At 73.9% G+C, this 25,457-nt stretch carries 21 protein-coding genes and 1 pseudogene; 11 read left to right on the top strand and 11 right to left on the bottom strand.

Going from position 1 to position 25,457, the window contains the following annotated elements:
- The first annotated feature begins 92 nt into the window (after positions 1-92).
- Positions 93-977, top strand: a complete 885-nt coding sequence (locus ACLII4_RS03755; RefSeq protein WP_412069558.1) for a hypothetical protein — start codon at positions 93-95, stop codon at positions 975-977.
- Here ACLII4_RS03755 and ACLII4_RS03750 read toward each other — a convergent pair.
- The 3 genes from ACLII4_RS03750 to ACLII4_RS03740 form a co-directional block, all read right to left on the bottom strand.
- Positions 974-1,876, bottom strand: coding sequence for an SDR family oxidoreductase (locus tag ACLII4_RS03750; RefSeq protein ID WP_412069557.1), 903 nt, complete (start codon positions 1,874-1,876; stop codon positions 974-976). The genes ACLII4_RS03755 and ACLII4_RS03750 overlap by 4 nt on opposite strands.
- A 387-nt stretch (positions 1,877-2,263) precedes the next feature.
- On the bottom strand, positions 2,264-2,743 hold the full coding sequence (locus ACLII4_RS03745) for a sterol desaturase family protein (RefSeq protein ID WP_412069556.1): 480 nt from the start codon (positions 2,741-2,743) through the stop codon (positions 2,264-2,266).
- Positions 2,744-2,781: 38 nt separating this feature from the next.
- A complete protein-coding gene (locus tag ACLII4_RS03740; protein WP_412069555.1) occupies positions 2,782-4,398 on the bottom strand; it encodes a PQQ-dependent sugar dehydrogenase in 1,617 nt (538 codons plus the stop codon).
- A gap of 163 nt (positions 4,399-4,561) precedes the next feature.
- Here ACLII4_RS03740 and ACLII4_RS03735 point away from each other — a divergent pair, with 163 nt between their 5' ends.
- The 3 genes from ACLII4_RS03735 to ACLII4_RS03725 all read left to right on the top strand — a co-directional run bounded on the left by ACLII4_RS03735 (position 4,562) and on the right by ACLII4_RS03725 (position 5,986).
- Positions 4,562-4,903 (top strand): peptide chain release factor-like protein, encoded by a 342-nt coding sequence (locus tag ACLII4_RS03735; protein ID WP_412069554.1) that lies wholly within the window; start codon positions 4,562-4,564, stop codon positions 4,901-4,903.
- 103 nt (positions 4,904-5,006) lie between these two features.
- A complete protein-coding gene (locus ACLII4_RS03730) occupies positions 5,007-5,630 on the top strand; it encodes a hypothetical protein (protein ID WP_412069553.1) in 624 nt (207 codons plus the stop codon).
- Positions 5,627-5,986 carry a n-acetylglutamate synthase gene (locus ACLII4_RS03725; RefSeq protein WP_412069552.1) on the top strand — a complete coding sequence of 120 codons (360 nt, stop codon included), beginning with the start codon at positions 5,627-5,629 and terminating at the stop codon, positions 5,984-5,986. Before ACLII4_RS03730 ends, ACLII4_RS03725 begins: the two co-directional genes overlap by 4 nt.
- Here ACLII4_RS03725 and ACLII4_RS03720 read toward each other — a convergent pair.
- From ACLII4_RS03720 to ACLII4_RS03710, 3 genes are read right to left on the bottom strand one after another with little or no spacing between them, the layout of a single operon-like run.
- A complete protein-coding gene (locus tag ACLII4_RS03720; RefSeq protein WP_412069551.1) occupies positions 5,983-6,717 on the bottom strand; it encodes a glycosyltransferase family 2 protein in 735 nt (244 codons plus the stop codon). The genes ACLII4_RS03725 and ACLII4_RS03720 overlap by 4 nt on opposite strands.
- A 47-nt stretch (positions 6,718-6,764) precedes the next feature.
- Positions 6,765-7,556, bottom strand: a complete 792-nt coding sequence (locus tag ACLII4_RS03715; RefSeq protein WP_412069550.1) for a hypothetical protein — start codon at positions 7,554-7,556, stop codon at positions 6,765-6,767.
- On the bottom strand, positions 7,553-9,700 hold the full coding sequence (locus tag ACLII4_RS03710; protein WP_412069549.1) for a TonB-dependent receptor: 2,148 nt from the start codon (positions 9,698-9,700) through the stop codon (positions 7,553-7,555). Before ACLII4_RS03710 ends, ACLII4_RS03715 begins: the two co-directional genes overlap by 4 nt.
- 413 nt (positions 9,701-10,113) lie before the next feature.
- Here ACLII4_RS03710 and ACLII4_RS03705 point away from each other — a divergent pair, with 413 nt between their 5' ends.
- Entirely contained in the window at positions 10,114-12,138 is a 2,025-nt protein-coding gene (locus ACLII4_RS03705) for a GWxTD domain-containing protein (RefSeq protein WP_412069548.1), read from the top strand.
- Positions 12,139-12,169: 31 nt separating this feature from the next.
- Here ACLII4_RS03705 and ACLII4_RS03700 read toward each other — a convergent pair whose 3' ends face one another.
- A complete protein-coding gene (locus ACLII4_RS03700) occupies positions 12,170-13,141 on the bottom strand; it encodes a YndJ family transporter (protein WP_412069547.1) in 972 nt (323 codons plus the stop codon).
- 131 nt (positions 13,142-13,272) lie between these two features.
- Between ACLII4_RS03700 and ACLII4_RS03695 the strand changes: the two genes are divergently transcribed.
- Both ACLII4_RS03695 and ACLII4_RS03690 read left to right on the top strand, forming a co-directional pair.
- A complete protein-coding gene (locus ACLII4_RS03695; protein WP_412069546.1) occupies positions 13,273-14,421 on the top strand; it encodes a S1C family serine protease in 1,149 nt (382 codons plus the stop codon).
- Entirely contained in the window at positions 14,418-15,527 is a 1,110-nt protein-coding gene (locus ACLII4_RS03690) for a hypothetical protein (protein ID WP_412069545.1), read from the top strand. The genes ACLII4_RS03695 and ACLII4_RS03690 overlap by 4 nt, the downstream gene beginning before the upstream one ends.
- A 425-nt stretch (positions 15,528-15,952) precedes the next feature.
- Here the strand turns inward: ACLII4_RS03690 and ACLII4_RS03685 are convergent, their stop codons facing one another.
- Positions 15,953-19,927 carry an NF038122 family metalloprotease gene (locus ACLII4_RS03685; protein ID WP_412069544.1) on the bottom strand — a complete coding sequence of 1,325 codons (3,975 nt, stop codon included), beginning with the start codon at positions 19,925-19,927 and terminating at the stop codon, positions 15,953-15,955.
- Between the two features lie 187 nt (positions 19,928-20,114).
- Between ACLII4_RS03685 and ACLII4_RS03680 the strand changes: the two genes are divergently transcribed.
- From ACLII4_RS03680 to ACLII4_RS03670, 3 genes are read left to right on the top strand one after another with little or no spacing between them, the layout of a single operon-like run.
- Positions 20,115-21,656, top strand: a complete 1,542-nt coding sequence (locus ACLII4_RS03680) for a magnesium chelatase (protein ID WP_412069543.1) — start codon at positions 20,115-20,117, stop codon at positions 21,654-21,656.
- A 45-nt stretch (positions 21,657-21,701) separates the two neighbouring features.
- Positions 21,702-22,751, top strand: a complete 1,050-nt coding sequence (locus ACLII4_RS03675; RefSeq protein WP_412069542.1) for an ion channel — start codon at positions 21,702-21,704, stop codon at positions 22,749-22,751.
- Positions 22,752-22,804: 53 nt separating this feature from the next.
- Positions 22,805-23,314 (top strand): N-acetyltransferase family protein, encoded by a 510-nt coding sequence (locus ACLII4_RS03670; RefSeq protein ID WP_412069541.1) that lies wholly within the window; start codon positions 22,805-22,807, stop codon positions 23,312-23,314.
- Here the strand turns inward: ACLII4_RS03670 and ACLII4_RS03665 are convergent.
- A complete protein-coding gene (locus ACLII4_RS03665) occupies positions 23,311-23,781 on the bottom strand; it encodes an Lrp/AsnC family transcriptional regulator (RefSeq protein ID WP_412069540.1) in 471 nt (156 codons plus the stop codon). The two genes, ACLII4_RS03670 and ACLII4_RS03665, sit on opposite strands and share 4 nt — an antisense overlap.
- Before the next feature lie 90 nt (positions 23,782-23,871).
- On the opposite strand from ACLII4_RS03665, the gene ACLII4_RS03660 reads away from it, so the two are divergent.
- On the top strand, positions 23,872-25,068 hold the full coding sequence (locus ACLII4_RS03660) for a trans-sulfuration enzyme family protein (protein ID WP_412069539.1): 1,197 nt from the start codon (positions 23,872-23,874) through the stop codon (positions 25,066-25,068).
- Here the strand turns inward: ACLII4_RS03660 and ACLII4_RS03655 are convergent.
- Together ACLII4_RS03655 and ACLII4_RS03650 are read right to left on the bottom strand one after the other, a co-directional pair.
- The gene (locus ACLII4_RS03655; protein ID WP_412069538.1) at positions 25,065-25,313 is read right to left on the bottom strand and encodes a hypothetical protein; all 249 of its coding nucleotides are present in this window, start codon (positions 25,311-25,313) and stop codon (positions 25,065-25,067) included. The genes ACLII4_RS03660 and ACLII4_RS03655 overlap by 4 nt on opposite strands.
- A gap of 25 nt (positions 25,314-25,338) precedes the next feature.
- Positions 25,339-25,446, bottom strand: a pseudogene (locus ACLII4_RS03650) (steroid delta-isomerase); the annotation flags it as partial.
- Positions 25,447-25,457: the final 11 nt, after the last annotated feature.

Genomic DNA, 25,457 nt, shown 5'->3' with positions numbered 1-25,457 from the left:
GCTACCGACGGTCGCGGGGGCCGGGCGGCGCTCTCGGCCTTGACGCTGGGACGGACGGCGCGTACCCTCTGGCATCCGGATTGCCTCGTGCCATGCACCGTCTATTTCTCCTCGCCACCCTTCTCGGATTCGTCGCGCCAGCGCTTGCCCAGCCGGCCACGCTCCCTGCGGACCTGTTCTATGCCGTTGCCCGGATCACTGCTGCCGAGCGAGTGGCCGTCGGCGAGGCGCCAGACCGGCTCGTCGGTGTGCTACCGGCCGGAGCGGAGGTGGTCGGCACCGTCTACGGCGGAGGCTCCCCGGGCGACGAGGAAGGCGCGTACGTGGTGGGCCGGGTGCCGCAAGACCCGGACGCGGCGTCGCTGGCCTACGAGTCGGGGGTGCCTCAGGGTTGGCACCGGCTCGACGATCCGGGGGGGAACGCCACAGGTGGCTTCTTAGCGACGGGATTCTCTGAGCGGGGCGCGATCCTGTGCCGCGATGGCGACCCTGAGGCGACACCGGTCCGCGTGGGCTTTTCCGAGCGGCCCGGCGGGGGCGCCTTCGTGACCGCCAGCTCCGGAGGCTGGACCCGGCGGGGGTGTGACGGGGAGATCGACGAGTCCCCGCCGTTCGGCCCCCGTCGCGCGGCGGCGGTAGAGATCGCGGAGGTGCCCGTGCTGAGCGCGCCGCCTGGTGGCCGCCAGAGCACACAGGGCAGCGGGGGCGGCATGGACAACCGCGAGCAGGACGCAGCGCTGACCTGGGATGGGGCCGCGGACGGCGCCCTAGGGCACTACGCCGAGCTTCTGGAGGCGGCCGGGTGGGCCGCCGTCGCGACCGGAGGCGACGCGGACATCGCCGCCGGGACCTGGACCCGGGCGGCCGACACCGGGCCGCGCACGGTGTCGATTGCCGTCGTCCGCACGGGGCCGTTGCAGTTTGGGCTCCGCCTCCACCTGGTCGCCTACCCGGACCGTGAGGACGGACCGCGCTAGTTGTGGAGCTGGCCGCCGGTGACTTCGAACAGCGCCCCGGTGACGAAGGAGCTGTCCTCGGCGGCCAGGAACACGAAGGCGGGCGCGAGCTCCTCGGGCTGCCCGGCGCGGCCGAGCGCATTCCCGGAGTCGTAGCCCTCCACCATGTCGGGGTCCATCGTCGCGGGGATGTTGGGGGTCCAGACGGGCCCGGGAACGACGGCGTTGACGCGGATGCCGCGGTCCGCCAGCATCAGCGCCAGGCTCTTGGTGAAGGTGTGGACGGCGCCCTTTGAGGTCGTGTAGTCGAGCAGGAACTCCTTGCCGGTGAGGCCGATGATGCTGCCCGTGTTGATGATGACGGAGCGCTCGCCGAGGTGGGGCATGGCGGCCTTGGTCATGTGGAAGGTGCCGTAGACGTTGGTCCGGATGGTGCGGTCGAACTGCTCCAGGGTGACGTCGTCGAAGTCGCGCTGCATCATCTGGTAGGCGGCGTTGTTGACCAGGATGTCGAGGGTGCCGAACTCGTCGATGGTGGCGGCGACGGCGCGCTCGCAAGCGGCGTAGTCGCGGATGTCGGCCTGGATGGTGAGGCACCGGCCGCCCCGTGCTTCGACGAGCCGCTGGGTCTCGGCGGCGTCGTCCATCCGCGTGTTGTTCAGGATGGCGACGTGGGCGCCTTCCATGGCGTAGGCGATGGCGACGGCGCGGCCGATGCCGGAGTCGCCGCCGGTGATGAGGGCGACGCGGCCTTTGAGCTTGTCGGCCGGGCGGTAGTTGGAGAGGTCGGAGTCCGGGGCGGGGTCGAGCTGATCCTGAGAGGCCGGGTAGTCGAACTGCTGGGCGTGGATCTCGTCGGGGCGCGGGCGGGGCTCGCCGGGGGCGGAGGTGCGGGCGTCGCCGGAGAGGGAGTCGGACATGGAGATGGGCGTGGAGAAGGGATCGCGTTGCACGCAGGCTCCCGGGCCGGGGTTTACCGGATTTCGGGCGCGCGCGCCGAGCTCGGGCCCAGGGCGGGGGCGAGAAGGCTCTCTGGCGCGACGTGGCCCCGGTTCCGAGATGGGGGTGATGGCCAGGGCGCCGTGCTCGCCAGAGATCCTCGGCTCCGCCCCCCGCCTTGGCTGCGCCGTCGCTTCGCGGTCGTGGGGGCCGGCTCGCTTCGCGGCTCCGCGTTCGACTCCGGGCTCCGCCCTCCGCTCAGGATGACGGTCTGGACGGGGCGTGCGCGAGCCGGGGTGCTGGCGCTGTGCCGGTCACCGTCCCCCGACCCCTCCCGGTTGAACCCGAGGCATGGGCGCTGCTGGGCCCTAGGCGTCGGTCCGGTCGCGGCGGCGTTGGAAGCGGCGGCCGAACGAGGGCGGGAAGAGGAAGAGGCCGTAGGGCTCCTGGCCAGCCTTCGCGAGCGACTGGTGGTGGCGCCCGTGCGCGCGCTTGACGGCTTGCGCGGCCGGGATGGTGGTCTTCTTCGGGCCCAGCCGCCCGTGCGCGTAGAGGTCGTGGAGGACGAAGTAGAGCAGGCCATAGACGGCGATGCCGACGCCGAGGGGGAAGGCGGTGCTCGCGAGCGGGTCGGCGCGGCCGATCCAGAGCAGGCCCATCGACAGGGCGGCGAAGGTGAGGGAGAAGAGGTCGTTCCACTCAAGGCCGTCGCCGTGGCCGTGGGCGGGGTCGTGGTGGCTCCGGTGCATCCGCCAGAGCCAGCCGTGCAGGAGCCAGCGGTGGAGCACGTACGAGGCCACCTCCATGACGGCGAAGGCGGCGGCGGTGAGGAGCAGGAAGCGGAGCACGGCGGGCACGGTCGGGCAGACGGAACCTAGCCGCGCGGTCAGCGGACGACGGTCAGGGCGCGCACCATCCGTCCTCCGCCGGCCTCGATGACGGCGAGGTAGACCCCCGCGCTCAGGGACGGCACGGCGAGCCGCGTGGGGCCCGCTGCGAGGGGGCCGTCGTGCAGGAGGGCGACGGTCCGCCCCAGCGCGTCGACGACGGTGACGCGGGCGGGTCCGGCCGCCACGAGCGTCACCGCGAGCGCGGAGGCGCCGCGCGACGGGTTGGGGACGACCGCCAGCGTCACGCCGGCGGGCGGGGGCGCCGCCGTCGACACACCGCCGAGAGAGACGGCCCACAGCCCGTAGGGCTCGCCGAACTCGGCGACGAACACCCGGTCGCCCGCGACCGCCGCGGCGATGGGGTTGCGGAAGCCAGCGACGATGCGCGTCGCCGAGAGGGCGGCGTAGTCGGCGTCGAACACGAGGCAGAGCAGGTCTTCGCCGGGGTCGTCGAAGGCCGCTAGTAGCGGCGCCTCGCCATCGGTCCAGCTCAAGACCAAGGCATGGCACGGGACGAACGGAGCCGCGGGGGCCACCGCGACGGCCGGCGCCCAGACGAGGCCGAGCGGGGAGCGATGAGGCGTGAACGTTGTCGCGAGCTGGCCGGTGTCGCTGGCGTCGACGATGGAGCCGTCGGGCTGGCGGAAGCGGTCGGCGTCGGGGCCCCGGTTCGGGATCGGGTCGGTGAAGGTGACGCCAGCCGGCGGGGCCGGGTAGGTCGGATCGTCGTGGAAGTCGCCGTTCTGGTAGGCCGTCGAAGCCGGGTCGACGAGCGGGTCGGCGTCGGGGTCGTAGCCCGGGAAGCGCTGGGGCGTGTCGTTGGTGCCGATGCGCCAGGGGAAGCCGTAGTGGTGGCCTTCACGGAGCCAGTTGAGTTCCTCGCCGTCGTCGCGGTCGCCGGCGTTCTCGGCGCCGAAGAGCTCGCCGTCGGGCGAGAAGGCGAGGCCGAAGCTGTTGCGGGTGCCGTCGGCGAAGAGGAACCCGCCGTCGACGAGCCCAGCGGAGTCGGCGGGGAGGACGAGGTCGGTGGCGTCGGTGGGGACGCGCAGGATGGCGGAGGTGAGCGGGACCTCGCGGGTGCCGGGGAAGACGCCCTGACTGTCCTGGATCTCGCCGTGGTCGGTCCGCGATCCGCTGTTGAGCGCCAGCCAGGTGCCGTCGGGCGAGACGGCGACGGCGCTGAGGCTATGGTCGTAGGCGGTCCGGCCGTAGGGGTACGGCGCGGTCTCGGCGACGGTCGACCAGACGCGAGTGCCGCCTTCCATGCGCCCGCGCCGGACGACGCCGGTGTTGGTGGTCTCGGTGCGGCGGCTGCCGGTGAGGTAGATCGTGCCGGCGCGGTCGATGGCGAGGCCAAACGCCGGGACGGGCGCGCCGTGGTCGTCGGCCGTCGCCACTAGTTCAAGCTCCGCGCCGCTCGTGGGCCGGATGCGGTAGAGATCGCCGCCGCCGGTGAGGGCGTAGAGGCGGTCCTCGACGGGCTCGTAGGCGAGCGCGACGGTGCCGGGCGCGAGCGTGGCGACGAGGTCGAGGTCGACGGGCGCCACCGCTTGGGGCTGGGCGAGCGCGGGAGCCGCCAGCAGGAGCAGGGCGAAGGCAGCGAGACGGGGCATGGGGCCGGTGGTGGGGGGCGACAAGCTAGGAGCGGTGTCGATCGACATTCCTGGCACAATCGGATCAGAGACCCGCCGCCAACCGTCGACGCCGCCCTCGCTGCCAAGGGTGGCGGGACCGAGCTGCGCCGCCGGCCGTAGCACCGTGTCTTCCCGCCCCGCCATGCCTTCGATTCCCGAGACCAACGACGACCTGATGGCCGAGTGCGACGTGGAGACGCTGGCGGCGGGCACGAAGGGCGGGCAGCGGGCCAACAAGGTCGAGACGGGCGTGCGGCTGACACACCGGCCGAGCGGGACGGTCGTGATGGCGCGGCGGTCGCGGAGCCAGTTCCGCAACAAGGCGCTGGCCGTCGCGGAGCTGCGCCGGCGGCTGGAGGAGGCCGCGCGGCCGGTGAAGGTGCGCCGAGCCTCGAAGCCGACGCGGGGCTCGAAGCGGCGGCGGATCGAGGCGAAGAAGCGGCGGTCGGAGACGAAGAAGACGCGGCAGCGGCCGGACTATTGATGCCCCGAGAGAAAAGGAAGAGAGGCACGGAGGACAAGAGGAGGGGCTCCTCGTGTCTCCCGGTCCCGCGTTTCACAACCAGACACCGCCTCGCGCGCCTCCCATGATCCGCCTCTCGCTTTTCGCGCTCGCGCTGACTCTCGCCGGGTGCTCGACGTCGCCGCCGGTGGCGCCGGTGTTCGAGCCGCTGCCGGTCGTCCGCGTGGTGCCGGGTGGATCGGCGACGGTGGATGTGTCGGGGTACCCGGGCGCGGTGTTCGGGGCGCCGGAGTCGGACAGCCTGCGCGTGGCGGCGGGGCCGGGCGAGACGGCCGTGGTCTCGGCGCTGGCGGCGTTCGAGGGGCTGGCGCTGGTGCCGTTCACGGCGGGCGGGGAGGCGTACGTGTTCGCCGTCGAGGCGCCGACGGAGGGGGCAGGGCGGCTGGCGCTGACCGTCGTGGGGCCGCGCCCGGGCGACCCGTCGGTGCTGGACCTCGACCTCCGGCAGGTCGACGCGAGCGGGCGGGCGACCGAGCTCACGGTCGACGAGGACACGGGCGTGGTGGTGCTGGTCGGCGACCGGATTCCGTCGGAGACGGCCGTCGACCTGGCGCCCGACGGGCGGATCGGGATCGACCTCGACGCAACGGGGCCGGGCGCGCACCGGGTTCGGGTGGCGGCACGAGCGGGCGGGCTGGTGTCGGCGTGGGTGGCGGTGACGGTCCGCGACGGGCGGGTGACGCGGTGACCTTGATCGACTACGACGGCCGGCGCTTCCGGGGCGCCTCCAACACGGCGACGGGCGAGGTCTCGGGCGCGACGGTCTTCGACTACCGCCAGCGCGGCGCCGTGGTCTGGGCGACCTACCACGGCGGGGGCGTCCGCTGGGGCACGCTGGTGGCGACGGTCGACGCGGAGGGGCGGCTCGACATGCGCTACAGCCACGTCAACGAGGCGGGCGAGCTGAAGACGGGCACGTGCGTCTCGACGCCGGAAGTGCTGCCCGACGGGCGGCTCCGGCTCCACGAGCAGTGGCGGTGGACGAGCGGGCCCGGCGAGGGGCGGTCGGTGGTCGAGGAAGTCGGGCCCGGCGGCGCGAGCTAGGGCTGGCGCGCCAGCGGGCCGCGCAGGGCGTGGGCCCCGACGGTCCACAGGATCTTGGCGCCCGCGCGGACGGTGCCGTTGACGGTCCCGGTGATCTTGGAGCGCCCGACGCGGCGGCGGTAGGCGACGGGGACCTCGGCGGTGCGGAGCCCGGCGCGGACGGCGCGGACCTGCATCTCGACCGTCCACCCAAACGTCAGGTCGCGCATCCCCAAGGCCTGGAGCGAGCGCCAGCGGACGGCCCGGAACGGGCCGAGATCGGTGAACGGTGCACCCCACCGGGCCCGGACGAGCGCGCACGCGAGCGCATTCCCCCACCGCGCCTGGGGCAGCAGCGCGCCCGGCTCGACGCGCCCCGCCTGCTGGCCGAGCACGCGGCTCCCAATGACGAGATCGGCGGCGTCGGCGGCGATGGGCGCCACGAGCGCCGCGAGGTCGGCGGGGTCGTCACTGGCATCGGCGTCGGCGAAGACGAGCACATCGGGCGGGTCGATGGCGACGTGGGCGATGCCGGCGAGGCAGGCACGGCCGTAGCCGGCGCGGGGCTCCGCGACGACCGTCGCCCCGGCCGTGCGCGCGATCTCGGCCGTGGCGTCGCGCGAGCCGTTGTCGACGACGACAACTGTGGTGAGCGGAACGGTCTGCGCGAGCAACCCGGCCACGACGCCGCCCACGGAGGCGGCCTCGTCGCGGGCGGGGATCACGACGGCCACGCGCAAGCGGTCCGGCATTCGGGGAGTGGAGGGCGAGCGGTCCGACGCGGGCGCAGACGGCGCCCTTACCGCCCGTCGATGAACCCGACATCCGCCACCAAAGCGCTAGGGATGGGGATCGGGACGACGAGGGGCAGCGTCCAGCCGACGCCGCCGACGCCGCCGACGACCGGGGTGTCGGCGGTGCTGGTCAGGGTCGTTTCGAGCTGGGCCCCCAGGAAGACGATGCCGCCGGGGCCGTTCCCGTACAAGAGCGTGCGCGCCCGGAAGACGGCCTGGCTCAGGAAGATCAGGAACGTCGCGCCGTCGCCGTCGGGCTGAAGGGCGACGGTCGCCACCAGCGTTTGCTCGCCGCCGCCGTCGGCGCGGCGCACGCGGAACCGGACGAGCGACTCGTCGGGCCGCCCGGCCGCGTCGGTGAGGTCGATGCGGATTGAGGTGGCGGGCGCCGTGGTGACCGGGCCTGGAACAGCCACCGGGTTTGGCAGGCGCACGTCCACCCTCGACTCGCGGCCGTCGACGCCCGCGACGCGGAGCCGGTGCGTCTGGCCAGCGGCGATGGCGAGGTCGGCGACGGCGATGTGGGTGCGCGTGCCGTCGGCGAGCGTCGCGAGCGAGTCGCGCCAGGTCGTCGTCGCGCCGGAGACCAGCTCGGTCGAGGTGACGGTCGCCGCGAGCGCCTCGGCGGGGTCCGTGACGGAGTCGCGCAGGTCTTGGACGCGGACCCGCTGGTGCGTCGCCTGCCCGTCGAAGGTGCCGTTGAGGGCGAAGGCCGGGCCGCCGTCTGCCCTCGGGTCGAAGGCGTCGGAGCAGGCGCCGAGCGCGAGCGCCGCGAGCAGGAGCAGGCGCGGGGTCATTCGGCCTCGATGCGGAGCCCGATCGTCGGCAGGAACGGGAGTTGATCGACGCGCTCGGCCCGGACGGGGTCGTAGTAGAAGACGTTCGTGCGGTCGGTCGCGTTGAGCACGGCGGCCTGGAGCACGAGCCGGGCACGGGGCAGGCGCGCGGTGTAGTCGAGGGACACGTCGAGGCGGGCGTAGGCGGGCGTCCGCGCGCCGTAGGGCTCGGGGTCGAGAACCACGACGGGCTGGCCGGCCGACGCCAGCGGGTCGCGCCCGGGGCTGACCTCGCGGTACGCACCGACGACACGCGTGTAGGGGCGCCCCGACGTCAGTTGGACGGCCGCCGCCGCCGCCCACGGCCCCCGCTCGGCACGCGCGTTCACCGACAGGCGGTGCGGCCGGTAGAACGGCGGGCGGTAGCTCCGCTCCGCGTCACGGTAGGTCAACGAAGACGCTCCGTAGCGCGCGTCGAGCCGGAGGCCCGGGCGCCGCAGCGCGGCCGTCACGTCGGCGCCGACGGACTCGCCATTCGTGGACAGGAGGCGCCCGCCGAGCAGGATCGTCTGCCCCGACAGCGCCTTGGCGTAGCCCTCGACCCCGAGCCGGACGGGCCCGATGTCGCCCTCGACCCCGAAGAGCCCGTGCACAGCCGTCGGGACGGGCAGGCCCTGCTGGGTCGTCGTCCACGCCGTGAACACGTCGCCCACGTCCGCCTGGTCCGTGAGCCCGACGATCTCCTGTCGGTAGACGCCCGCCGCCGCGCGGTACACCGTCGTGCCCTGGACGACGGAGGCCTGGAAGCGGGGCTCGATGGAGCTCGGCCGCGACTGGGCGGGGAAGGTCTGGAACCGGAGGCCCGGCTCGACGCGGAGCGCGCCGAGGTCGAACTCGGCGTCGACGTAGAACGAGCCCTCACTCGTGTTCTGGCGCGTGCTCGCGTCGGGGCGGAAGGCGTACTCGAACAAGTACGACGAGGCCTGCAGGCCCGTCCGGATGGTGTGCGGGCCGACGTAGTAGACGTAGCCGAACCGGCCGCCGAAAACGGTCGCCTCGGCGGTCCGGGTGGGCGCCGCGAGCGGCTCGAACGTCGTCGTGAAGCGCGAGACGTAGGCGCTGATGTCGAGGGCGGCGGCGAAGGCGGAGGAGATCGAAAAAAACTGGCCGCCCGCCGCTTCCGACGTCGTCGTGAGGCGGGCGCCGTCGCGGCCCAGGCTGCCGGCGTCCGTCGCGCGCAAGGCCGTCGCCTGGAGCGTCGTCGTGGCGTCCAAGCGGGCGTGGGCCTTGAGAAAGGCGTCGCTGAAGTCGTAGGGCAGGTCGATGCCGAGGACGTCGCCGGAGGTGCTGGCGAGGGCGTGCCGGTACGACGCGAGCACCGAGAGGTCACCGGGGACGACGGGGATCTCGACCTCGACGCCCGCCAGCACGGGCGACAGCGTGGCCGCGCCCCGGGGCCGCCGCTTGTGCGCCGTCCGCCCGACCACGTCGACCACGGAGGCGATGCGGCCGCCAAAGCGCGCGGGCCAGCCGCCGGCGTACACATCGGCCGAGCGGACGACGCCCGCCGGGACGGCGCTGTAGCCGCCCAAGAGGTGGAACGGCTGGAAGAGGGGGATGCCGTCGACGAGGACCAGGTTCTGGGTCGGCGTGCCACCTCGGACGGAGAGCTGGCCGCCCCGGTCGCCGAGCGTCGTGACGCCGGGCTGGGCGAGGATCGCCGAGGCAAGGTCTCCGCCGGGGTCGGTCGAGGGGAGTGCGGTGAGGTCGGCCGGGCGCAAGCGCGTCAGGCCGGGCTCACGGATGACCGGCACGTCGTCGGCGGCGACCTCGACGCCGTCCATCTGCTCGGTCCGAGGCGCCAGCGTGACGGCCAGGTCGCGGCGGTCGCCGGCGGCCAGCGCCAGCGTGTCGGCGGAGGGGACGTAGCCGATGGCGGAGACGCGCAGGAGGTAGCGCCCGGCGGGCAGGCCTCGGAACACGAACTGCCCCTCCGTCCCGGCTGCACGCCCCTGCACGGCGCCGGTCTCGGCGACGAGAGCGACCGTCGCGCCGATGACGGGCCCCTCCGTCTCGGCGTCGACGACGACGCCGAACAGGTCGGCCTGGGCGCGGGCGAGCGGCCCGGCGCACACGAGGAGGACGAGGAGGAGGAGGCGGGCCACGGGCGCAGAGTTTACGGGCGGGCGGGCGCGGCCGAGGGGCACGGCGCGATGCATCAGGGGCGGCCTCTCCGCCAGCAGAGGGGCTTGCGCCGGCAGGGCTGGCGAACGCCAGCGACTCGCCCCCCCCCCTGTCCCCCTCCCCGCAAGCGGGATCCGAGACCTCATCCGAGGAGGGGGGACGTCGCGAGCCGAGGTCGACGTCGAGCGACGCACGACAACCGACGGAGCCCCCCTCGGCTGAGGGGGGCGGCCGGCAGGCGGGGGGTCCGGGCTCTCGCAAGCGAGTGGGTTCGCGTAAGCACGCGAATCGAGACTGGCAGTGCGGGCTGGCGGTGGCCAATGGGGCGCCGGAGAGGCCTCGGCGCGAGCGGGCGTTCCGCGTACGTTTGGGCTCTGTCCCCGCGTCCCGCCGTATGCGTCCCGTCGTCCTCGCCTTCGCGCTCGCCCTGTCCGCCGCCGCCCAACCCGACGCGGGCGCCCTGCTGGCGGCGGGCGACACGACGGCCGCCGTCGAGGCCGTGCGCGCCGGGTTCGAGGCCCGGCCCGACGACGCGGCCTTGCGGTCGGTCGCGCTCCGGCTCGACCTCGCCGGCCGGAGCCGGACGGTCCAGCGGCTGCCGCGCCCGCTGCGCCAGCGGCACGTGGTGGCGCGCGCGCGCGAGTTGCTGGCGCTGGCGCCGACCGACACCGTCGCGCTCCGCGTGCTGGCGAGCGACGCGACATGGACGGCGCTCGGCTGGCACGACCGCGTCACGCTGGGCCACATCTCCAGCCCCTACGGCGCATTCGTGAGCGCCGAGGAGGTCCGCGCGCGGCAGGCCTACTCGCAGGTCCGCACCGAGCAGCGCCGGGCGATGGCGCCCGACCTCGACCGGAGCGAGCGGGCGGCTGAGGCGCACCTCGAGGCGGTCGGCTACCTCGACACCTGGCTCGGCGCCGACCCGTCGGCGCCCGAGGCCTACCGGCTCGCCGCGACGCTCGCCGTGCTCACGCGCGAGTGGGCGGGCCTGGCCCGGCTCGCGGCCCGGTTCGGCGCCGCCTCCGACGACCCGCGCGCCGACCTCTACGCCGGGCTCGCGGCGTACCGGCTCGGCGACGCCGCCGCGTCGGAGGCCGCCTTCGCCCGGGCCGTCGCCGGCCTCTCCGAGGCCGAGGCCGCCCGGCTCACCGACGTCCGCGCGCTCCTGACCACGGATCGCCGCGCCGCCTACGACGCCGCGCCCGACGCCGTCGCCGACTCGTTCTGGACAACGACCGACCCTCGCCTGCTCAGCGAGGCGAACGAGCGCCGCGCCGAGCACCGCGCCCGCGTCGTCGAGGCGGACCTGATGTTCGGGCGGTCGGCCGACAACCTGTTCGCGCCGGTCGCCCAGCGGGGCGCCGAGACGAGCCAGGGCCAGGTCTGGGTACGCTACGGGCGCCCCGCCGAGACCGTCCGGTTCCTCGCCGACGAGAACGCCGTCCAGATCTACGGCGAGCGCGACAACCGCTTCGCGATCTGGGACTACCCCGACTTCCAGTTCGTCTTCGACGACCCTTCCTCCAGCGGCGTGTACCGGACCTACAGCCCGCCCGCCAGCGCCTTCGGCTCGACGAGCTCGGCGGCGCGCGACGACTTCGTGGCCCAGGACGCCCGGATGCAGCGCGACGACCCGCAGCGGACGCAAGACGCGCCCGAGACCGCGCTCGACGTGCCGATGCTGGCGTCCCGCTTCCGCGCGCCCGGCGGCGGCACGGACGTGATCGTCGGCTGGGGCGTCCCGCTCGACTCGGTCGCCGCGCCGGTCCGGACGGGCGCGTTCGCCGTCGCGCGTGGGGCCGTCGTGGACCGGGCGGTCGCCGAGCGCATGGGGCTCGGGTCGGGTCGAATTACGCGAGCCGGAGGCGCGGCGGTGTGGGCCGAGGGCGCCGCGGTTCGTGTGGCCGGGTCGGGCGAGGTCCGCGCCGAGGTCGAGGGCGACGGGGGCCGCGCACACGGGGCAGCGTCGGTGCCGGTCGAGCCGCTGCCCGGCGGGTTCGGGGTGAGCGACCTGCTGCTGGCGCTGTCGGTCGACGACGACGGCGGCGGGCCGGTCGTGCGCGACGGGCTGGGGATCGTGCCCGCCCCGCGCGCCGCGTTCCCGACGACGGACCCCGTCTACGTGGTGCTGGAGGCGTACGGGCTGGGGCTGGAGGACGGCCGGACGCGCTACACCGTCGAGGCGACGCTGCGACCCCAAGCGCGGCGCGGCGGGCTGCTGGGGCGGCTCTTCGGGCGCGGGCGGGGCCCCGGCGTCTCCGTCCGGACCGAGGGCGCCGGCTCCCGCGCCGACGAAACGCTGTCGTTTTTCGTCGACGTGCGCCAGCAGCCGGCGGGGGCGTACACGCTGCGCGTCGAGGTCCGCGACGAGACGACGGGCGCGACGGCCGCGGCCGAACGGGCGGTGACGCTCGAGTAGGGGCGTCCCGGCGGGTCGCCCGGCGGACCCGTCACCCCGACAGCGCAGCGGGCTGCGGCCGGATCCGGCGCCAGCCGAGCGCGCCCCACAGCGCGAATCCGTACGCGTTGAGCGCGCCGTGGCGCGCGGCCATCCACGACACATCCGGCTGGCCGAGCCCGAGGCGGGCGCCAAACTGGAACCACGCCGCCAGCGCCATCGCCAGCACGAGCGCGCCCCCCGAGACCGCCAGCATCACGCTCGTCTTGCGGTCCTCCACGTCCCCGGCGCGGACCACGCCCAGCCCGCCGACGCCGACCGCCGCCAGCGTCAGCAGCGCCACGCCGACCGCTTCGACGACGGACCCGCTGGCGGGCCCTCGACCGAGCGCGATGCCCGCCGCCACGCCCCAGAACCCGACGACGAGCCCGACGACGAGCACGGCGTGGATCGTCCGCCAGCGGGGCGCGAGCGCCCGGCCCAGCAGCCCCGCCCAGATCAGCACGAAGGCGCCCGCGTAGTGGAAGTGCGCGGCGGTGAGGAGGGACACGAGGCTCGAATAGCCCGTGTCGACGCCCGACCGCGCCAGCACGAGCCAGACGGCCCCGCCCGGCAGCGTCGCCCAGCCGAACGCGAGCGCGATCTCGGCGGCATCGGCGAGCCCCCGCTGGCGGGCGACGGCGGCCACCATCTGGGCCGCGACGACGGTCGTCGGGATCAGCCACAACGCCGCCAGCGCGCCGGCCAGCGGCCCCGGCGCCACGAGCAGCGACCCGGCGGCACCGAGGGCGCCGGGCAGCATCAGCCACGACGCGGCCGACAGCGCGCGTGGCGCGGCGCCGAACCCCGCCGGCACGCTCGCGACCAGAAACAGCGGGACGAGCACGAGCGGCGCCAGCAGGACGAGGTGGCCGACCTCCTCCTCGGCGCCCGAGCCGGTCGCGAGCGGGACGAACAGCAGCGCCAGCCACGCCACCATTCCGGCGAGGGCGACGCGGGCGAGACGGCGGTCGAAGAGGGGCACGAGAGAGCGGCGGCGGGCCGCCAGTCTAGCCAGGCACGGGGCCGGGCGCGTCGCCCGTTGTCAAACCCTCATCCCCCGTTCAGAAACCGACCGGAGCGGGCCCCGTAGTCCGCTCTCCCGGTCCGATCGCCATGCGCCTCTCCCTCGTCGTCCTCGCCGCCCTCGTCGGCTGCCAGCAGCCCGCCCACTCCCAGCAGACCGACGGCCCGCTCGGCGTCGACGCCCCGATCGCCGAGGGCGCGGGCGCGCTGGAGCGGATCGAGGGCGAGATCCAGTCGTCGCGCCGGACCGCCATCACACGCGCCGTCGAGGCCGCCAGCCCGGCCGTCGTGTCGGTCAACGTGACCGAGGTGCAGAACGTGGTGCAGCGCGCGAACCCCCTCGAGGAGCTCTTCTACGGCCGCCGCATCCCCGACCGCGTCTACCAGCGGGAGATCCAGGGGCTCGGCTCCGGGTTCGTCATCTCCGAGGACGGCTACATCGTCACGAACGACCACGTGGCCGGCAACGCCACGGAGATCACCATCGCCTTCCCCGACGGCAGCCAGATGCCGGCGCGGCTCGTCGGCAGCGACCCCGAGACCGACATCGCGCTCCTCAAGGTGGACCCGGCCGAGCCGCTCCCGTACCTCGCCTTCGAGGAGTCCGGCGACGCGATCGTCGGCGAGTGGGCGATCGCGCTCGGCAACCCGTTCGGGCTGTTCGAGGCCGCCGAACCGACGGTCACGGTCGGCGTCGTCAGCGCGGTCGGGCGCGACTTCCCGGCCCAGCAGGGCCGCACCTTCCGCGACATGATCCAGACCGACGCGGCGATCAACTCGGGCAACTCCGGCGGCCCGCTCGTCGACGCGCTCGGCCGGGTGATCGGGATGAACACGTTCATCTTCTCGCGGTCCGGCGGGTCGGTCGGGCTCGGGTTCTCGGTCCCCGCGTGGCGCGTCCGGCAGGTCGTCGAGGAGCTGCGGACGTCGGGCGCCGTGGACCGTTCGTTCTACACGGGCCTCAACATCCGGCCCGTCACCGCGCGGCTGGCGCAGCAGCTCGGGCTGACGAACGCGCGCGGGCTCGTCGTCACGTCCGTCGACACCGCGAGCCCGGCGGAGCGGGCGGGCCTGCTCCCGCGCGACGTGATCGTGTCGTTCGACGGCGAGGCCGTGGCGACGAATGAGGAGGTCCGGGACCGGTTCATCGACCGCCGCGCCGGCGACACGATCCGGCTGGGCGTGGTCCGAGGCGGCCGGGCGGTCGAGGTGGACCTGGCGCTCGCGGAGGCCCGATGAGCGTACGCCAGGCACGGGGCACGGGGAATGAGCAACCGGGCGACGAGGCGGAGAGGCCTCTCCGCCCGACTCGGCGCCGCCCCTCCTCCCTTCCTCTTCTCCTCTCCCCTCTCCTCCTCCTGATCGGCTGCCTGCCGTCGAGCCAGCGCGAGGTCGACCGCTCGGTCTCGGCCGCCGACTCCGCCAGCGCCGCGCTCGCGGAGACGGTCCCCGTCGACACGCTCGAGGTGGTGTGGACCGCGCGGGCGCCCGAGGCCACCCCGATGCCGGTCCCGACCGGGCTCGCCTGGATCGGCGACACGCTCGTGGTCGTCGAGACACAGGAGGGCAGCGTCCGCCGCGTCTCCGCCGACGGCCGGTTTGTGGACGCGACGGCGCTCCCGGCCGGCGGCTTCCCGTACCTCGCCGGGACGCGCGGCGACACCGTCGTGGTGCTGGCGCGCCAAGCGGGCGAGCTGTGGTGGGCGGTGCCGGGCGAGGGCGTCGTGCGGCGCGTGCCCGCCCCCGACGGCGCCTCGCTCGCACTCGCCGCGCCGGGCCGGCTGGCCGTCCGCGTCGGCGGCGGGCCGGACGCCCGCGAGCCGGTCGTGATCGACCTCGACGAGACCGGCGCCGAGACCTCGCGAGCATCCATCACTGGCCCGGCGTGGCGGGCGATCGGGCGGCTCCGGCTCTGGGGCGACTCGCTCGTGGCGCTCTCCGGCTACCGCCCCGTCGTCGACGTGCTCGCGCCCGGCGCGGCGGCGTTCGACACCCTGGCGCTCGTCGGGTTCACGTCCCCGCAAGCCGTCCGCTCGGCCCAGTTCATGCGCGGCGACGCCGACGAACCGCCACTGCTCACGTCGAGCGCCGCCGCGCTCGGCGACCGGCTGCTGGCGATCAACCTGCGCACCGACCACGTCCGCCTCGACGTCTACGGGCGCGACGGGCGGCTGGCGCGCGCGCTCGTCAGCCGGCCCGCCGAGGAGACCGACGTGCCGCTCGACCTCGCCGTCCGCGAGCGGGACGGCGCCGTCGAGATCGCCGTGCTGTGGGCCCGCCCGCCGGGCATCCTGAGCGGGCCGACGGCCCGCGTCGTCCTCTACCGCTGGCGCCCGGCGCGCTAACGCGGCGCACCTGGCAGGCGCCAGCAGACAGGGCTTGCGTTCATCCCGCGCCATGGTGTACCACGGCGCTACGGGTAGGCCTGCGCCCGCAGACCGAGAGAGCCTGTGGGGAGGCCTCCCCTCCCAGACGGGGGGGGCCGGGGGAGGGTGACGGGCACAGCGGGAGGGCTTGCGCCAGCAGGCGTGTTCACGGCCCGTGGCGGTCGGCACGGGCACGCCAACGGCGTGCCCCTACGGATGGCATCGACGGGCGGACGCGAGCCTGCGGGCGCCCGCAGATTTCCGCCGAACCGGCCGGAGACGTGGATCCGCCGCTCGCGTGCGGAGGCTGGCGGCTTCCGGCGGGCTCCCCCGCCCCGTCGCCATTCCAAAAAAGGGGCGCGGGCCGAAGCCCGCGCCCCTGCGCGTCCACTGATCGGCGCCCGCTAGCGGACGACGGTCAGCGTCCGGGTCCGGGTCCGGTCGCCGGCCGTCACGCGGACGAGGTAGGTGCCGGCCGCCAGCGACTCCGCGCCGAGCGCGAGGTCGTGCGTGCCGGCCGTCATCGGCTCGCCGTCGGCGAGCGTCGCCACGCGCTGGCCGAGCACGTTGAAGACGGTCACCGTGACGTCGGCCGCCGCGTCGAGCGTGAACCGGACGGCGCCGCCCGTGCGGACCGGGTTCGGGACCGCGCCCGCCACGCCGAACGCGGCGTCGACGCCGTCCTCACCGGCCACCTGGCGGCCCTCGATCTGGATCGGGAACCGGACGACCGGGTTGGTCGGGTCGTTGACCACGAAGGCCACCACGTCGTCGGCCGTCGCGCCGATGGCGACGCCCGGCTCGATGCGGAAGTCGAGGACGACCGCCTCGCCGGGGCCGACGCCCTGGTCCGAGCCCATCGGCCCGGCCGCGTCGATGCGCGTGCCGACCGAGGCCGGGAAGTCCGGCGGGTCGATGGACACGATGCGGAACGTGCCGTCGGTGCCAGCATCCGTCACGACGTACGAGAGCCCGTCCGCGTCGCCATCGCGGCCTCGGACATAGGCGAGGTAGCGGGTGGCGCCGAAGAGCTCCGACGGCCCGAAGACGACCGGCTCGGCGCCGTCGAAGGCGCGGCCGAACTGGTCCACCTGGACGATCTCGTTCTGCTCGCCTGTGATCTCGACGACGCCCTCACGGAAGGACAGCGCGACGATCGAGTTCGGGAACTCGTTGTCGAGGAAGAACGGGTAGCCCGGCAGGACGTCGCCGTCGGTCGTGTAGGCGAAGACCTGGTCCGACTGGTTCGGCGTCATCAGGAGCGCGTCGAGTTCGGCGCTGTACGTCATCGCCGTGACCGAGTAGTCGACGACGAACTGGCGGCCGGTGTAGTCCAGCTCGCCGTCGTCGACCTCGGCCTCGCGGATCCGGCCCGAGATGAACTCGGCGACCCAGACGTTGCCCGTGCGCTCGTCGTAGGCGAGCCCCGAGACGAAGTCGTTGCCGGTCGGCGGGGGGACCGCAAAGATGTCCGTGAGGTCAGGCGAGACCACGAAGATCTGCTGGGTCCGGCTGGAGTTCGTGTTGAGGTCTGCGATCAAGAGCGTCCCGTCTCCGAGCTGGGTGATGGCGAACGGGAAGAGCGCGCCCGGCAGGACGGCGTCGGCCATGGCCGAGCGGGCCGTGGGCGTGGCGCCCGACGGGGCCGTCGCCTCCAGCGACAGCGGCGCGGGCTGGGGCGCCGGGCCGACCGTCCGGGCCGGGGCCTCGCTGTTGCTCAGCGCCGGCTCCAGGATCCGGACGTAGCTCAGCACGCCGCCCGTGCTCACGTTGCGCGTCTCGATCTGGAACGGCACCGCATTGTCCGGCGCGCCCGGCACCACCAGGACCGGTGAGACCGGCGTCTCCGCCAGCGAGGGGTACACCCCGCCGCCGACCGAGAAGCGGACCGACTGAGCCTCCACCAGCGGCGACCGCTCGTTGGTCTCGAACCCTGCCGTACCGACGTAGAACCCGGCCGGGAGGGCGCCACCGTCGACCGTGATGGTGACCGTGTCCGTCCCGTTCGGGGGCACCGTGCCCGAGAGCTTCGACGCCGAGAACCCGGCGTCTTCGACCGACGCCAGCACCACGTCATCGACCAGGAAGCCGGTCGCCGTGCCCGTCGCGTCGGAGGAGAACCGGAAGCCGACGCGGTAGAACCCGCTCGCCCCAGCGATCCCCTCGATCGGCACCGTCACCGACCGCCACGTCCCGTCGGCGACCAGCAAGCCGCCGTTGGAGCTCGTGATGGCGGTCACGTCGCTGAAGTCGTTCGGGCTGATGACGACCTCCGCCACGTCGCCGGCGCCCACGTCGAGGTAGTAGTTGAACGTCAGCGTGAGGGCGTCCTGAATCTCGAACTCCGCGACCTCGAACAGCGGCGACAGGATCGTGCCCGAGGTCAGGCTTTCGTAGCCCACGCCGGTCTCCGTGTCGACGCCGAAGTGGGCGGCCGTCGGGGTGGAGTGGGCGCCCGAGGCGGCCGGACCACCGCCCACCTCGCGCCACTGGTCGGCGTTCGGGCCGATCGGCGTGAACCCGCCGAGTTGGGCGCCGGACTCGAAGTCGGTCTCGAACAGGACCACCGGGTCCGCCCGGCGGGCCTCCGGGATCACGAACGGGATGTCGTCGACCTCGAGCAAAAGCTCGAGGTCGTAGGTCAGCGGGAAGGAGCCGCCGTTCGACAACGTGAGGTCGTACGTCTCCTGGCCGCGCCCGACGTCCCCCAGGACGCCGTCGACGGAGGTGGTGGCCGCGAGCACCGGCTCGGTGACGCCGCCGACCGAGAAGGACGCTGGGATCAGGACCACGAGTTGGCTCTCGTCGTTGCTCCGGAGGACGAGCGTGCCGTAGACGAAGGCCGGCGACGACGACGCAAAGTCGAGGGCCACCTCGGCCACGGCGCCCGGCGCCACGGTGCCTGCCGCGTTGACCAGGTTGAGGACCGGCGTGCCCTCGGCATAGATGCCCTCCAGCTCGAACTCGATATCGTAGGTCAGCGGGGTGTCGCCGTCGAGGTTCTCGACCGTCAGCACATTCGTGCCGGTGCCGCCGGCGGGCACGTCGCCGAGGAAGAGCTCGTCGGTGAAGACGAGCGTGTTCTCGGTGTCGAGGACGGTGCCGTTGAGGGCGTAGCGGGCGTCGGCGAAGTCGGGCTCGTAGTCGACCGAGTAGCCGGTCAGCTCCAGGAGCCGGATGTCCGGGAACTCGATCTCGTCGCGGTTGCCGAAGCTGAGGTTCGGGTCCATGATGCCGATCTTGCGCTCGGCGCCGAGCGACGGCAGGCGGAGCGCGTCGTCGCGCCAGTGCGAGGCCTGCCGGCCGTCGCCGAGGTCGCCGCCCCCCGTCGCCGTCGAGGTCTCGTACTCGGCGTCGCCCGTGAACGTCGTCTGGACGGCCTCGAAGTAGGTCGTGTTGCCGATGGTCGCGATCGGGACCGTGTTGGGCGGGCCCGGCGTCACGACGCGCTCGGCGACCTCCCAGCCGGCGCCGTCGTCGAGCGGCTCGCCGGGCTCGACGGCCTCGGGGCGGACGCGGAACAGGTCCCACGGCGTGAATTGGCTGGTCGACAGGTTGTTGCCGATCACCGAGACGAACCCGAGGGCGTGGCCGATCTCGTGGATCGCAACGCCTTCAAAGTCGATGGCGTTGTTCGCGACGCCATTGCGGGGGTCGAAGTCGAAGGTGAACGACGAGTTGAAGCCGATGGTCGGGACGCCCGAGGCCGTGCTGGCGTCGAGGACGGGCGGCAACTCTCCGAGCACCTGGAGCGGGATCGTGCCGCCGATCATCTGGTCGAGGAACACGACCTCGCTCCCGCTCCGGGACGTCGAGGGCGTCGGGATCGGGATGGCGTTGTAGAGGTCGATGAGCCCGGGGTCGGTGGCCCGGGCGATGAGCTTGTCGCGCAGGCCCTCCGGCGTCACGGACGTGCCGCGGATGGCGCTCGACGTGCTGCCGAGGATGTTCGGGCTCGGGTAGGGGGTGCCGAACCGGAGCGGCCCGTAATCGACGTCGATCACCGTCGTCACGTCGGTCTGGATGATCTGCTCCCAGCGCGCGGCCGAGCGACGGAAGGCGAGGAGCGCGAGCGGATTCGCGAGCAGCTGGTCCGTGGCCCGCAGGATGATCCGGAAGCCCGAGGCCCCGGCCGCTTTCGACGACGGGATCGTCGTCAGGCGGACTTTGCTCGGCCCGGCCACGCTGAGCTCGCGGGCGACGGACAGCTCGGTGGCCGTGTCGCACTCGGCGCCGTTCGGCCCCAGCGTCACGACGTGAATGCCGCCAGGATGGTCGAGGAGCGGGACGGCGGCGCCGCCGACGTCCTGGGCGGTGACGGGCAGCGCCAGCGCGGCGAGGGCGAGGGCCGCCGCGCGGCGGACGAGAGTCGAGATCATAACGAGGTCAGGGCAGAGAAAACAACGATACACAGTGTACGACACATACCCCCGACATGGAGGACAGAGGCGAGGGCCCCGGTGCCGTCAGGGGACGCCTGGGTTGGGGCCTTCGCCACGCGCCACGCGCCCACCGACGGAACGGCGCGCGGCGGGCTGCGTGCTGGCCCGCCCGACGATCCCCGACATGGCCGACGCCCCCAAACTATCGACGCTCGGCGCCCTCCGCGCCTCCGGCTACCGCCCGCGCTCCGTCAAAGACGAGGTGCGCGCCAACCTGGTGGCCGCGCTCCGCGAGGGCCGCAACGTCTTCCCCGGCGTGCTCGGCTTCGACCGGACGGTCGTGCCCCAGGTCCAGAACGCGCTCCTCGGCCGGCACGACTTCATCTTGCTCGGGCTCCGGGGCCAAGCCAAAAGCCGCATCGTGCGGATGCTTCCCGAGTTGCTCGACGAGTGGGTGCCCGAGGTGGCCGGCTCCGAGATCCACGACGACCCGCTCGCGCCGGTGAGCAAGTTCGCGCGTGACTTGATCGCCGAGCACGGCGACGACACGCCCATCGCCTGGCTCCACCGCTCAGCGCGCTACGGCGAAAAGCTGGCGACGCCCGACACGTCCATCGCCGACCTCATCGGCGACATCGACCCCATCAAGGCGGCCACGCGCAAGCTGACCTACGCCGACGAGGAGGTCATCCACTTCGGGATCATCCCGCGCACGCACCGCGGCATCTTCGCCATCAACGAGCTGCCGGACTTGCAGCCGCGCATCCAGGTCGGCCTGCTCAACATCATGGAGGAGCAGGACATCCAGGTCCGCGGCTTCAACATCCGCATCCCCATCGATGTGCTGATGGTGTTCACGGCCAACCCCGAGGACTACACCAACCGCGGCTCGATCATCACCCCGCTCAAGGACCGGATCGACTCCCAGATCCTGACCCACTACCCGCGCGACCTCGAGACGGGCGTCGAGATCACGCGCCAGGAGGCGTGGTCCGACCGCGATGGCGAGGTGGCCGTCGCCGTGCCCCACATCTTCCGCGAGATCATCGAACAGGTCGCCTTCGAAGCGCGCGCGAGCGAGTACGTCGACCAGAAGTCGGGCGTCTCGGCGCGGCTGACGCGCGCGGCGCTCGAAGACTTGGTGTCGGCCGCCGAACGCCGGGCATTGCTGCATGGCGAGGCCGAGACGACCGTCCGCGCCGCCGACCTCGCGTCCATCGAGCCCGCCGTCACCGGCAAGGTGGAGCTGGTCTACGAGGGCGAGCAGGAGGGCGCGCAGGGCGTGGCCCGGGCGCTCGTCGGCAAGGCCGTCTCGACGATTGTCAAGCGCTACCTCCCCGACCCGGCGGCCAAGGGCTCCGGTGAGGAGGGCGGGCGCGCGGCGTACCGCGAGGTGCTCGGCTGGTTCTCGAAGGGCCAGACGGTCGACCTCGACACCGACCTGCCCTTCCCGGGCTACGCGACGGCCCTCGACCGCGTCGACGGGCTGGCGGCGCTCGTCGAGGCCCACACGTCGCCCGAGACGCCGGGCGAGAAGGCCTCGATGATGGAGCTGACGTTGGAGATGCTCCACCAGCACTCGCTCCTCGGCAAGGAGGTGGCCGACGACGGCGCCAGCTACGCCGACATGATGGGCTCCGTGCTCTCCGGCCTCGGCTCCTTCGGGCCCGACGACGAGGACGACGACGAGTTCGGGGGCGAGGACGACTACCGCCGCTTCGGCTGAGACGCCCCGCCTCGGCGCCGCGCCGCCCGACTCCAGTCCCCGCCGATGCGTTTGCTCGTCGCCCTTGCCGCGCTCGCAGCGTCCCTCTCCCCCGCCACCGCCCAGGCCGGGCGGCCCGCTGAGTCCGACGACCTGATCGTGGCCGTCTTCGAGGCCCCGCCGCTGGCGAGTCGGGCCGCCGACGGCACGTGGAGCGGGCTCGGCGTCGAGCTGGCCGTCGACCTGGGGCAGGCGCTCGGCCGCGGCGTCCGGTTCGTCGGCGTCGCGCCGGACAGCGCGCTCGCGGCCCTTACAACCGGCCGGGCCGACCTCGCACTGACCGCGCTGGCGCCGGGCGTCGAGGCCATCTCGGACGTAGGGCCCGCCTTTGTCGACGCCGACCTCGCCATCGCCCGACCGGCGACCTCCCAGATCGCGACTGTCGCCCGGCGCTTTTTCTCGCCGACGTTCTTCGCCATCGCCGGGGCCCTCGCGGTCCTGCTGTTTGTCGCGGGCGCGCTGATGTGGCTGGTCGAGCGCCGCCACGACTCCGACGACTTCACGGGCACCGTGCACGGGCTGTGGGACGGGTTCTGGTGGGCCGGCGTGACGCTCACGACGATCGGCTACGGCGACACCGTCCCGCGATCGCACGGCGGCCGGGCGCTCGCGCTCGTCTGGATGCTGCTCTCGATGGCCATCACGGCCGTGCTCACGGCCGCGCTCGTCTCGGCGCTCGGCTTGCGCAGTCCCTCCTCCGGCGCGCGCGTCCCGGACGACCTGCGCGGCGACCGCGTGGGCGTCGTGGCGGGGACGCCGGCCGCCGCCCTCATCGCTCGCGCCGGGCTCGACGCCGCCCCCTTCCCCACCGCCGCCGCGGCGCTCGCCGCCCTCGACGCCGACTCGGTCGACGCCGTGGCGGGCTCGGCCCTTCGCCTGCGCGCCGCCGGCGGGGCCCCGCTCTCGCTCCGCACCCAGACGACCGGCGTCGCCATCGAGCGCTGGGCCTTCGCGACCGCCGAGGGCAGCGCCCTGCGCGAGCCCGCCGCCCGCGCCGTCCTCGACCGCGTCTCCGGCCCGGACTGGCCCGAGGTCGTCCGCCGCTGGACGGAGTAGGACGAGGCAAAGCGGCCCCAGGCCGTACCCTCCCTGCACCCGCCCCGTTTGCGATGACCCTCCGCCCCGCTACCCCGGCCGACGCCGCGCTCGTCTGCACCCTCGTCCACGAGTTGGCTGACTACGAGAAGGCGCCTGCGAGCGAGGTCCCGGCCACGCCCGATGCGTTCGCCGTGGCCCTCGCCCCCAGCGCCGAGCCCCGCCTCGGGTGCCTGCTGGCGTTCGCCGCCGACGGAGACCCCGCCGGGGTCGCCATCTTCTTCCCCGCCTTCTCGACGTGGCGCGCCGGCTGGGGGCTCTATCTCGAAGACCTCTTCGTCCGGCCCGAGCACCGGGGCCAGGGCGTCGGGCTCGCCCTGTTCCGCGCCGTCGCTGCCGAGGCCGTCGCGCGCGGGGCGGAGCGGCTGGAGTGGATCGTCCTCGACTGGAACGCGCTCGCGCTAGACTTCTACCGCCGGCTCGGGGCCGAGAGCCTGGACGAGTGGACCAAGATGCGGCTCTCCGGCGACGCCCTGGCGGCCCTCGCCGACGGACAGGACCCGGACGAACGGGACAGGGCCTAGCCCCGCGCCGGGATCGCCACCCCGGCCGTCCGGCGGTGCGCGAACAGGAGCGCCGTCTCGATCCGCGCCACCTCCGGCCGCTCCGTGAACGCCTCCAGCGCGAGCGCCCGGAGGTGCGCCGTGTCGCGAACGGCCACGTGCACGAGGTAGTCGCTCGCGCCCGTCGTGTGGAACAGCTGGACGACCTCGGGCAGCCCCAGCACGTGCGCCTCGAACGCCTCGACCAGCGCCCGCTGGTGCCGCCGCAGCGCGATCCCGATCATCGCCTGTAGCCCCGCCCCGACCGCCTCGGCCGATACCTCGGCGTGGTAGCCCACCAGCACCCCGGTCTCCTCCAGCCGCCGCGTCCGCGCCAGCGCCGTCGACGGCGCCACGCCGACGGCCGCCGCGAGCTCTTTGTTGGAGATCCGCGCATTCTGCTGCAAACGGGTCACGATGGCGCGGTCGATTTCGTCGAGACGGGGCATGGCGGCTGGATTCCGAATCCTGTGCGGGGAATTAGGAGGGTAGCCGCAAGATCGTCTACTGTGTACGAATCCCCCGCCCACCCGTTCGATATGGAGCTCCGCCCCGACCTCGCCACCCGCGCCATCCACGCCGGCCGCGAAGACCTCACGGCGCTCGGCGTCCACGCCCTCCCGATCGACCTGTCGTCGACGTACCCCTTTACCGACCTCGACGGGGCGACGGCCAGCCTCGATGCGCTCGTCTCGGGCGACAAGACGGCCAACAACCCGATCTACGCCCGCCTCCACAACCCGACCGTCGCGCGCTTCGAGGCCGCGCTCGCGGACCTGGAGGACGCCGAGGCGTCCGTCGCCTTCGCCTCGGGTATGGCCGCGCTCACCGCCGTCCTGCTGACGGCGCGGATGGACGGCGGCCACGTCGTCGCCACGCGCCCGATCTACGGCACGACCGACCACCTGCTGACGTGCGAGCTGATGGGCCTCGAGGTCACGTGGACCACGCCCGACGGCGTCGCCGACGCGCTCCGCGACGACACCTGCCTCGTCATCACCGAGACGCCCGCCAACCCGACGCTCGCGCTCGTCGACATCGCCGCCGTCGTGGCGCAAGCGGGCGCCGTGCCCGTGCTCGTGGATTCGACCTTCGCCACGCCCGTCTTGCAGCGCCCGCTCGCGCACGGCGCGACGATGGTGATGCACTCGGCCACCAAGTTCTTGGGCGGCCACGGCGACGTGGTCGGCGGCGTCGTGGCGTGCGGCGAGGACTGGGCGCGGCGCCTGCGCCAGATCCGCGTCGCGACGGGCGCGCTCCTGCACCCGCTCGCGGGCTACCTCCTGCACCGCGGGCTGGCGACGCTGCCGCTCCGTATCGAGCGCGCGCAAGCGACGGCGGGCGTGCTCGCCCGTCGGCTGGCGGCGCACGAGGGCGTGGTGGCCGTCCACTACCCCGGCCTCCCCGGCGGCGACCCCGACGGGCTCGTCGGCCGTCAGATGAGCGGGCCGGGCACGATGCTGGCCTTCGAGGTCGCCGGGGGCTACGACGCCGCCCGCGCCGTCTGCGAGTCCGTCCGCACCATGACGCCCGCCGTCAGCCTGGGCTCGGTCGACACGCTCATCCAGCACCCCGCCGGCCTGACGCACCGCGTCCTCAGCGACGACGCTCGCGCCGAGGGCGGCATCGCGCCCGGCCTGCTCCGCCTGTCCGTCGGCTTGGAAGCGCCGGACGACCTGTGGGCCGACCTCGCCCGCGCGCTCGCTGTTGCCGAGGACGCCGCCGTCGTCGCCTAGCGCGACGCCCGCCAGCGGTCCCACGTGCGGAGCGCCAGCGCCATCCCCACGTACGCCAGCGGCGGGAGCACGACGACCAGCGCCCACCCCAGGTCCGTCAGCCCCGGCGCGCCGGTCTTGGTGGTGTAGGGGACCCCGTCGATCATGCGCGGCCCGTCCATCCGGGGCCCGAACGCCAGCACGGCCGCCAGCGCCGCGACGGCGGCGGCCATTGACAGGGACCGGTGGCGGAGGGGCTGAGCCATCCCCAAACCTACCCCGGCGCCCCCTTTATCGCTGCGGGATCGGCAGCCCGTGCTGGCGGAGGAACGAGAGCTTGTCCCAGTACCCGCGCAGGAACACGATGAGGCCGTCGGCGACGTGGCAGAACTCGGAGCCAAAGCGAACCA

The organism is Rubrivirga aquatilis, assembly GCF_046845665.1.
GTDB lineage: Bacteria > Bacteroidota > Rhodothermia > Rhodothermales > Rubricoccaceae > Rubrivirga.
The sequence above is the reverse complement of the archived record's forward strand: the minus strand, read 5'-3'. Positions and strand labels throughout refer to the sequence as shown.

What these genes read in the sequence shown, in the direction of transcription:
- ACLII4_RS03755 (WP_412069558.1), top strand. Translation starts at nt 93, where the DNA reads ATGCACCGTCTATTTCTCCTCGCCACCCTTCTCGGATTCGTCGCGCCA.
- ACLII4_RS03750 (WP_412069557.1), bottom strand. Translation starts at nt 1,876, where the DNA reads ATGTCCGACTCCCTCTCCGGCGACGCCCGCACCTCCGCCCCCGGCGAG.
- ACLII4_RS03740 (WP_412069555.1), bottom strand. Translation starts at nt 4,398, where the DNA reads ATGCCCCGTCTCGCTGCCTTCGCCCTGCTCCTGCTGGCGGCTCCCGCG.
- ACLII4_RS03735 (WP_412069554.1), top strand. Translation starts at nt 4,562, where the DNA reads ATGCCTTCGATTCCCGAGACCAACGACGACCTGATGGCCGAGTGCGAC.
- ACLII4_RS03730 (WP_412069553.1), top strand. Translation starts at nt 5,007, where the DNA reads ATGATCCGCCTCTCGCTTTTCGCGCTCGCGCTGACTCTCGCCGGGTGC.
- ACLII4_RS03720 (WP_412069551.1), bottom strand. Translation starts at nt 6,717, where the DNA reads ATGCCGGACCGCTTGCGCGTGGCCGTCGTGATCCCCGCCCGCGACGAG.
- ACLII4_RS03715 (WP_412069550.1), bottom strand. Translation starts at nt 7,556, where the DNA reads ATGACCCCGCGCCTGCTCCTGCTCGCGGCGCTCGCGCTCGGCGCCTGC.
- ACLII4_RS03705 (WP_412069548.1), top strand. Translation starts at nt 10,114, where the DNA reads ATGCGTCCCGTCGTCCTCGCCTTCGCGCTCGCCCTGTCCGCCGCCGCC.
- ACLII4_RS03695 (WP_412069546.1), top strand. Translation starts at nt 13,273, where the DNA reads ATGCGCCTCTCCCTCGTCGTCCTCGCCGCCCTCGTCGGCTGCCAGCAG.
- ACLII4_RS03690 (WP_412069545.1), top strand. Translation starts at nt 14,418, where the DNA reads ATGAGCGTACGCCAGGCACGGGGCACGGGGAATGAGCAACCGGGCGAC.
- ACLII4_RS03685 (WP_412069544.1), bottom strand. Translation starts at nt 19,927, where the DNA reads ATGATCTCGACTCTCGTCCGCCGCGCGGCGGCCCTCGCCCTCGCCGCG.
- ACLII4_RS03680 (WP_412069543.1), top strand. Translation starts at nt 20,115, where the DNA reads ATGGCCGACGCCCCCAAACTATCGACGCTCGGCGCCCTCCGCGCCTCC.
- ACLII4_RS03675 (WP_412069542.1), top strand. Translation starts at nt 21,702, where the DNA reads ATGCGTTTGCTCGTCGCCCTTGCCGCGCTCGCAGCGTCCCTCTCCCCC.
- ACLII4_RS03670 (WP_412069541.1), top strand. Translation starts at nt 22,805, where the DNA reads ATGACCCTCCGCCCCGCTACCCCGGCCGACGCCGCGCTCGTCTGCACC.
- ACLII4_RS03665 (WP_412069540.1), bottom strand. Translation starts at nt 23,781, where the DNA reads ATGCCCCGTCTCGACGAAATCGACCGCGCCATCGTGACCCGTTTGCAG.
- ACLII4_RS03660 (WP_412069539.1), top strand. Translation starts at nt 23,872, where the DNA reads ATGGAGCTCCGCCCCGACCTCGCCACCCGCGCCATCCACGCCGGCCGC.
- ACLII4_RS03655 (WP_412069538.1), bottom strand. Translation starts at nt 25,313, where the DNA reads ATGGCTCAGCCCCTCCGCCACCGGTCCCTGTCAATGGCCGCCGCCGTC.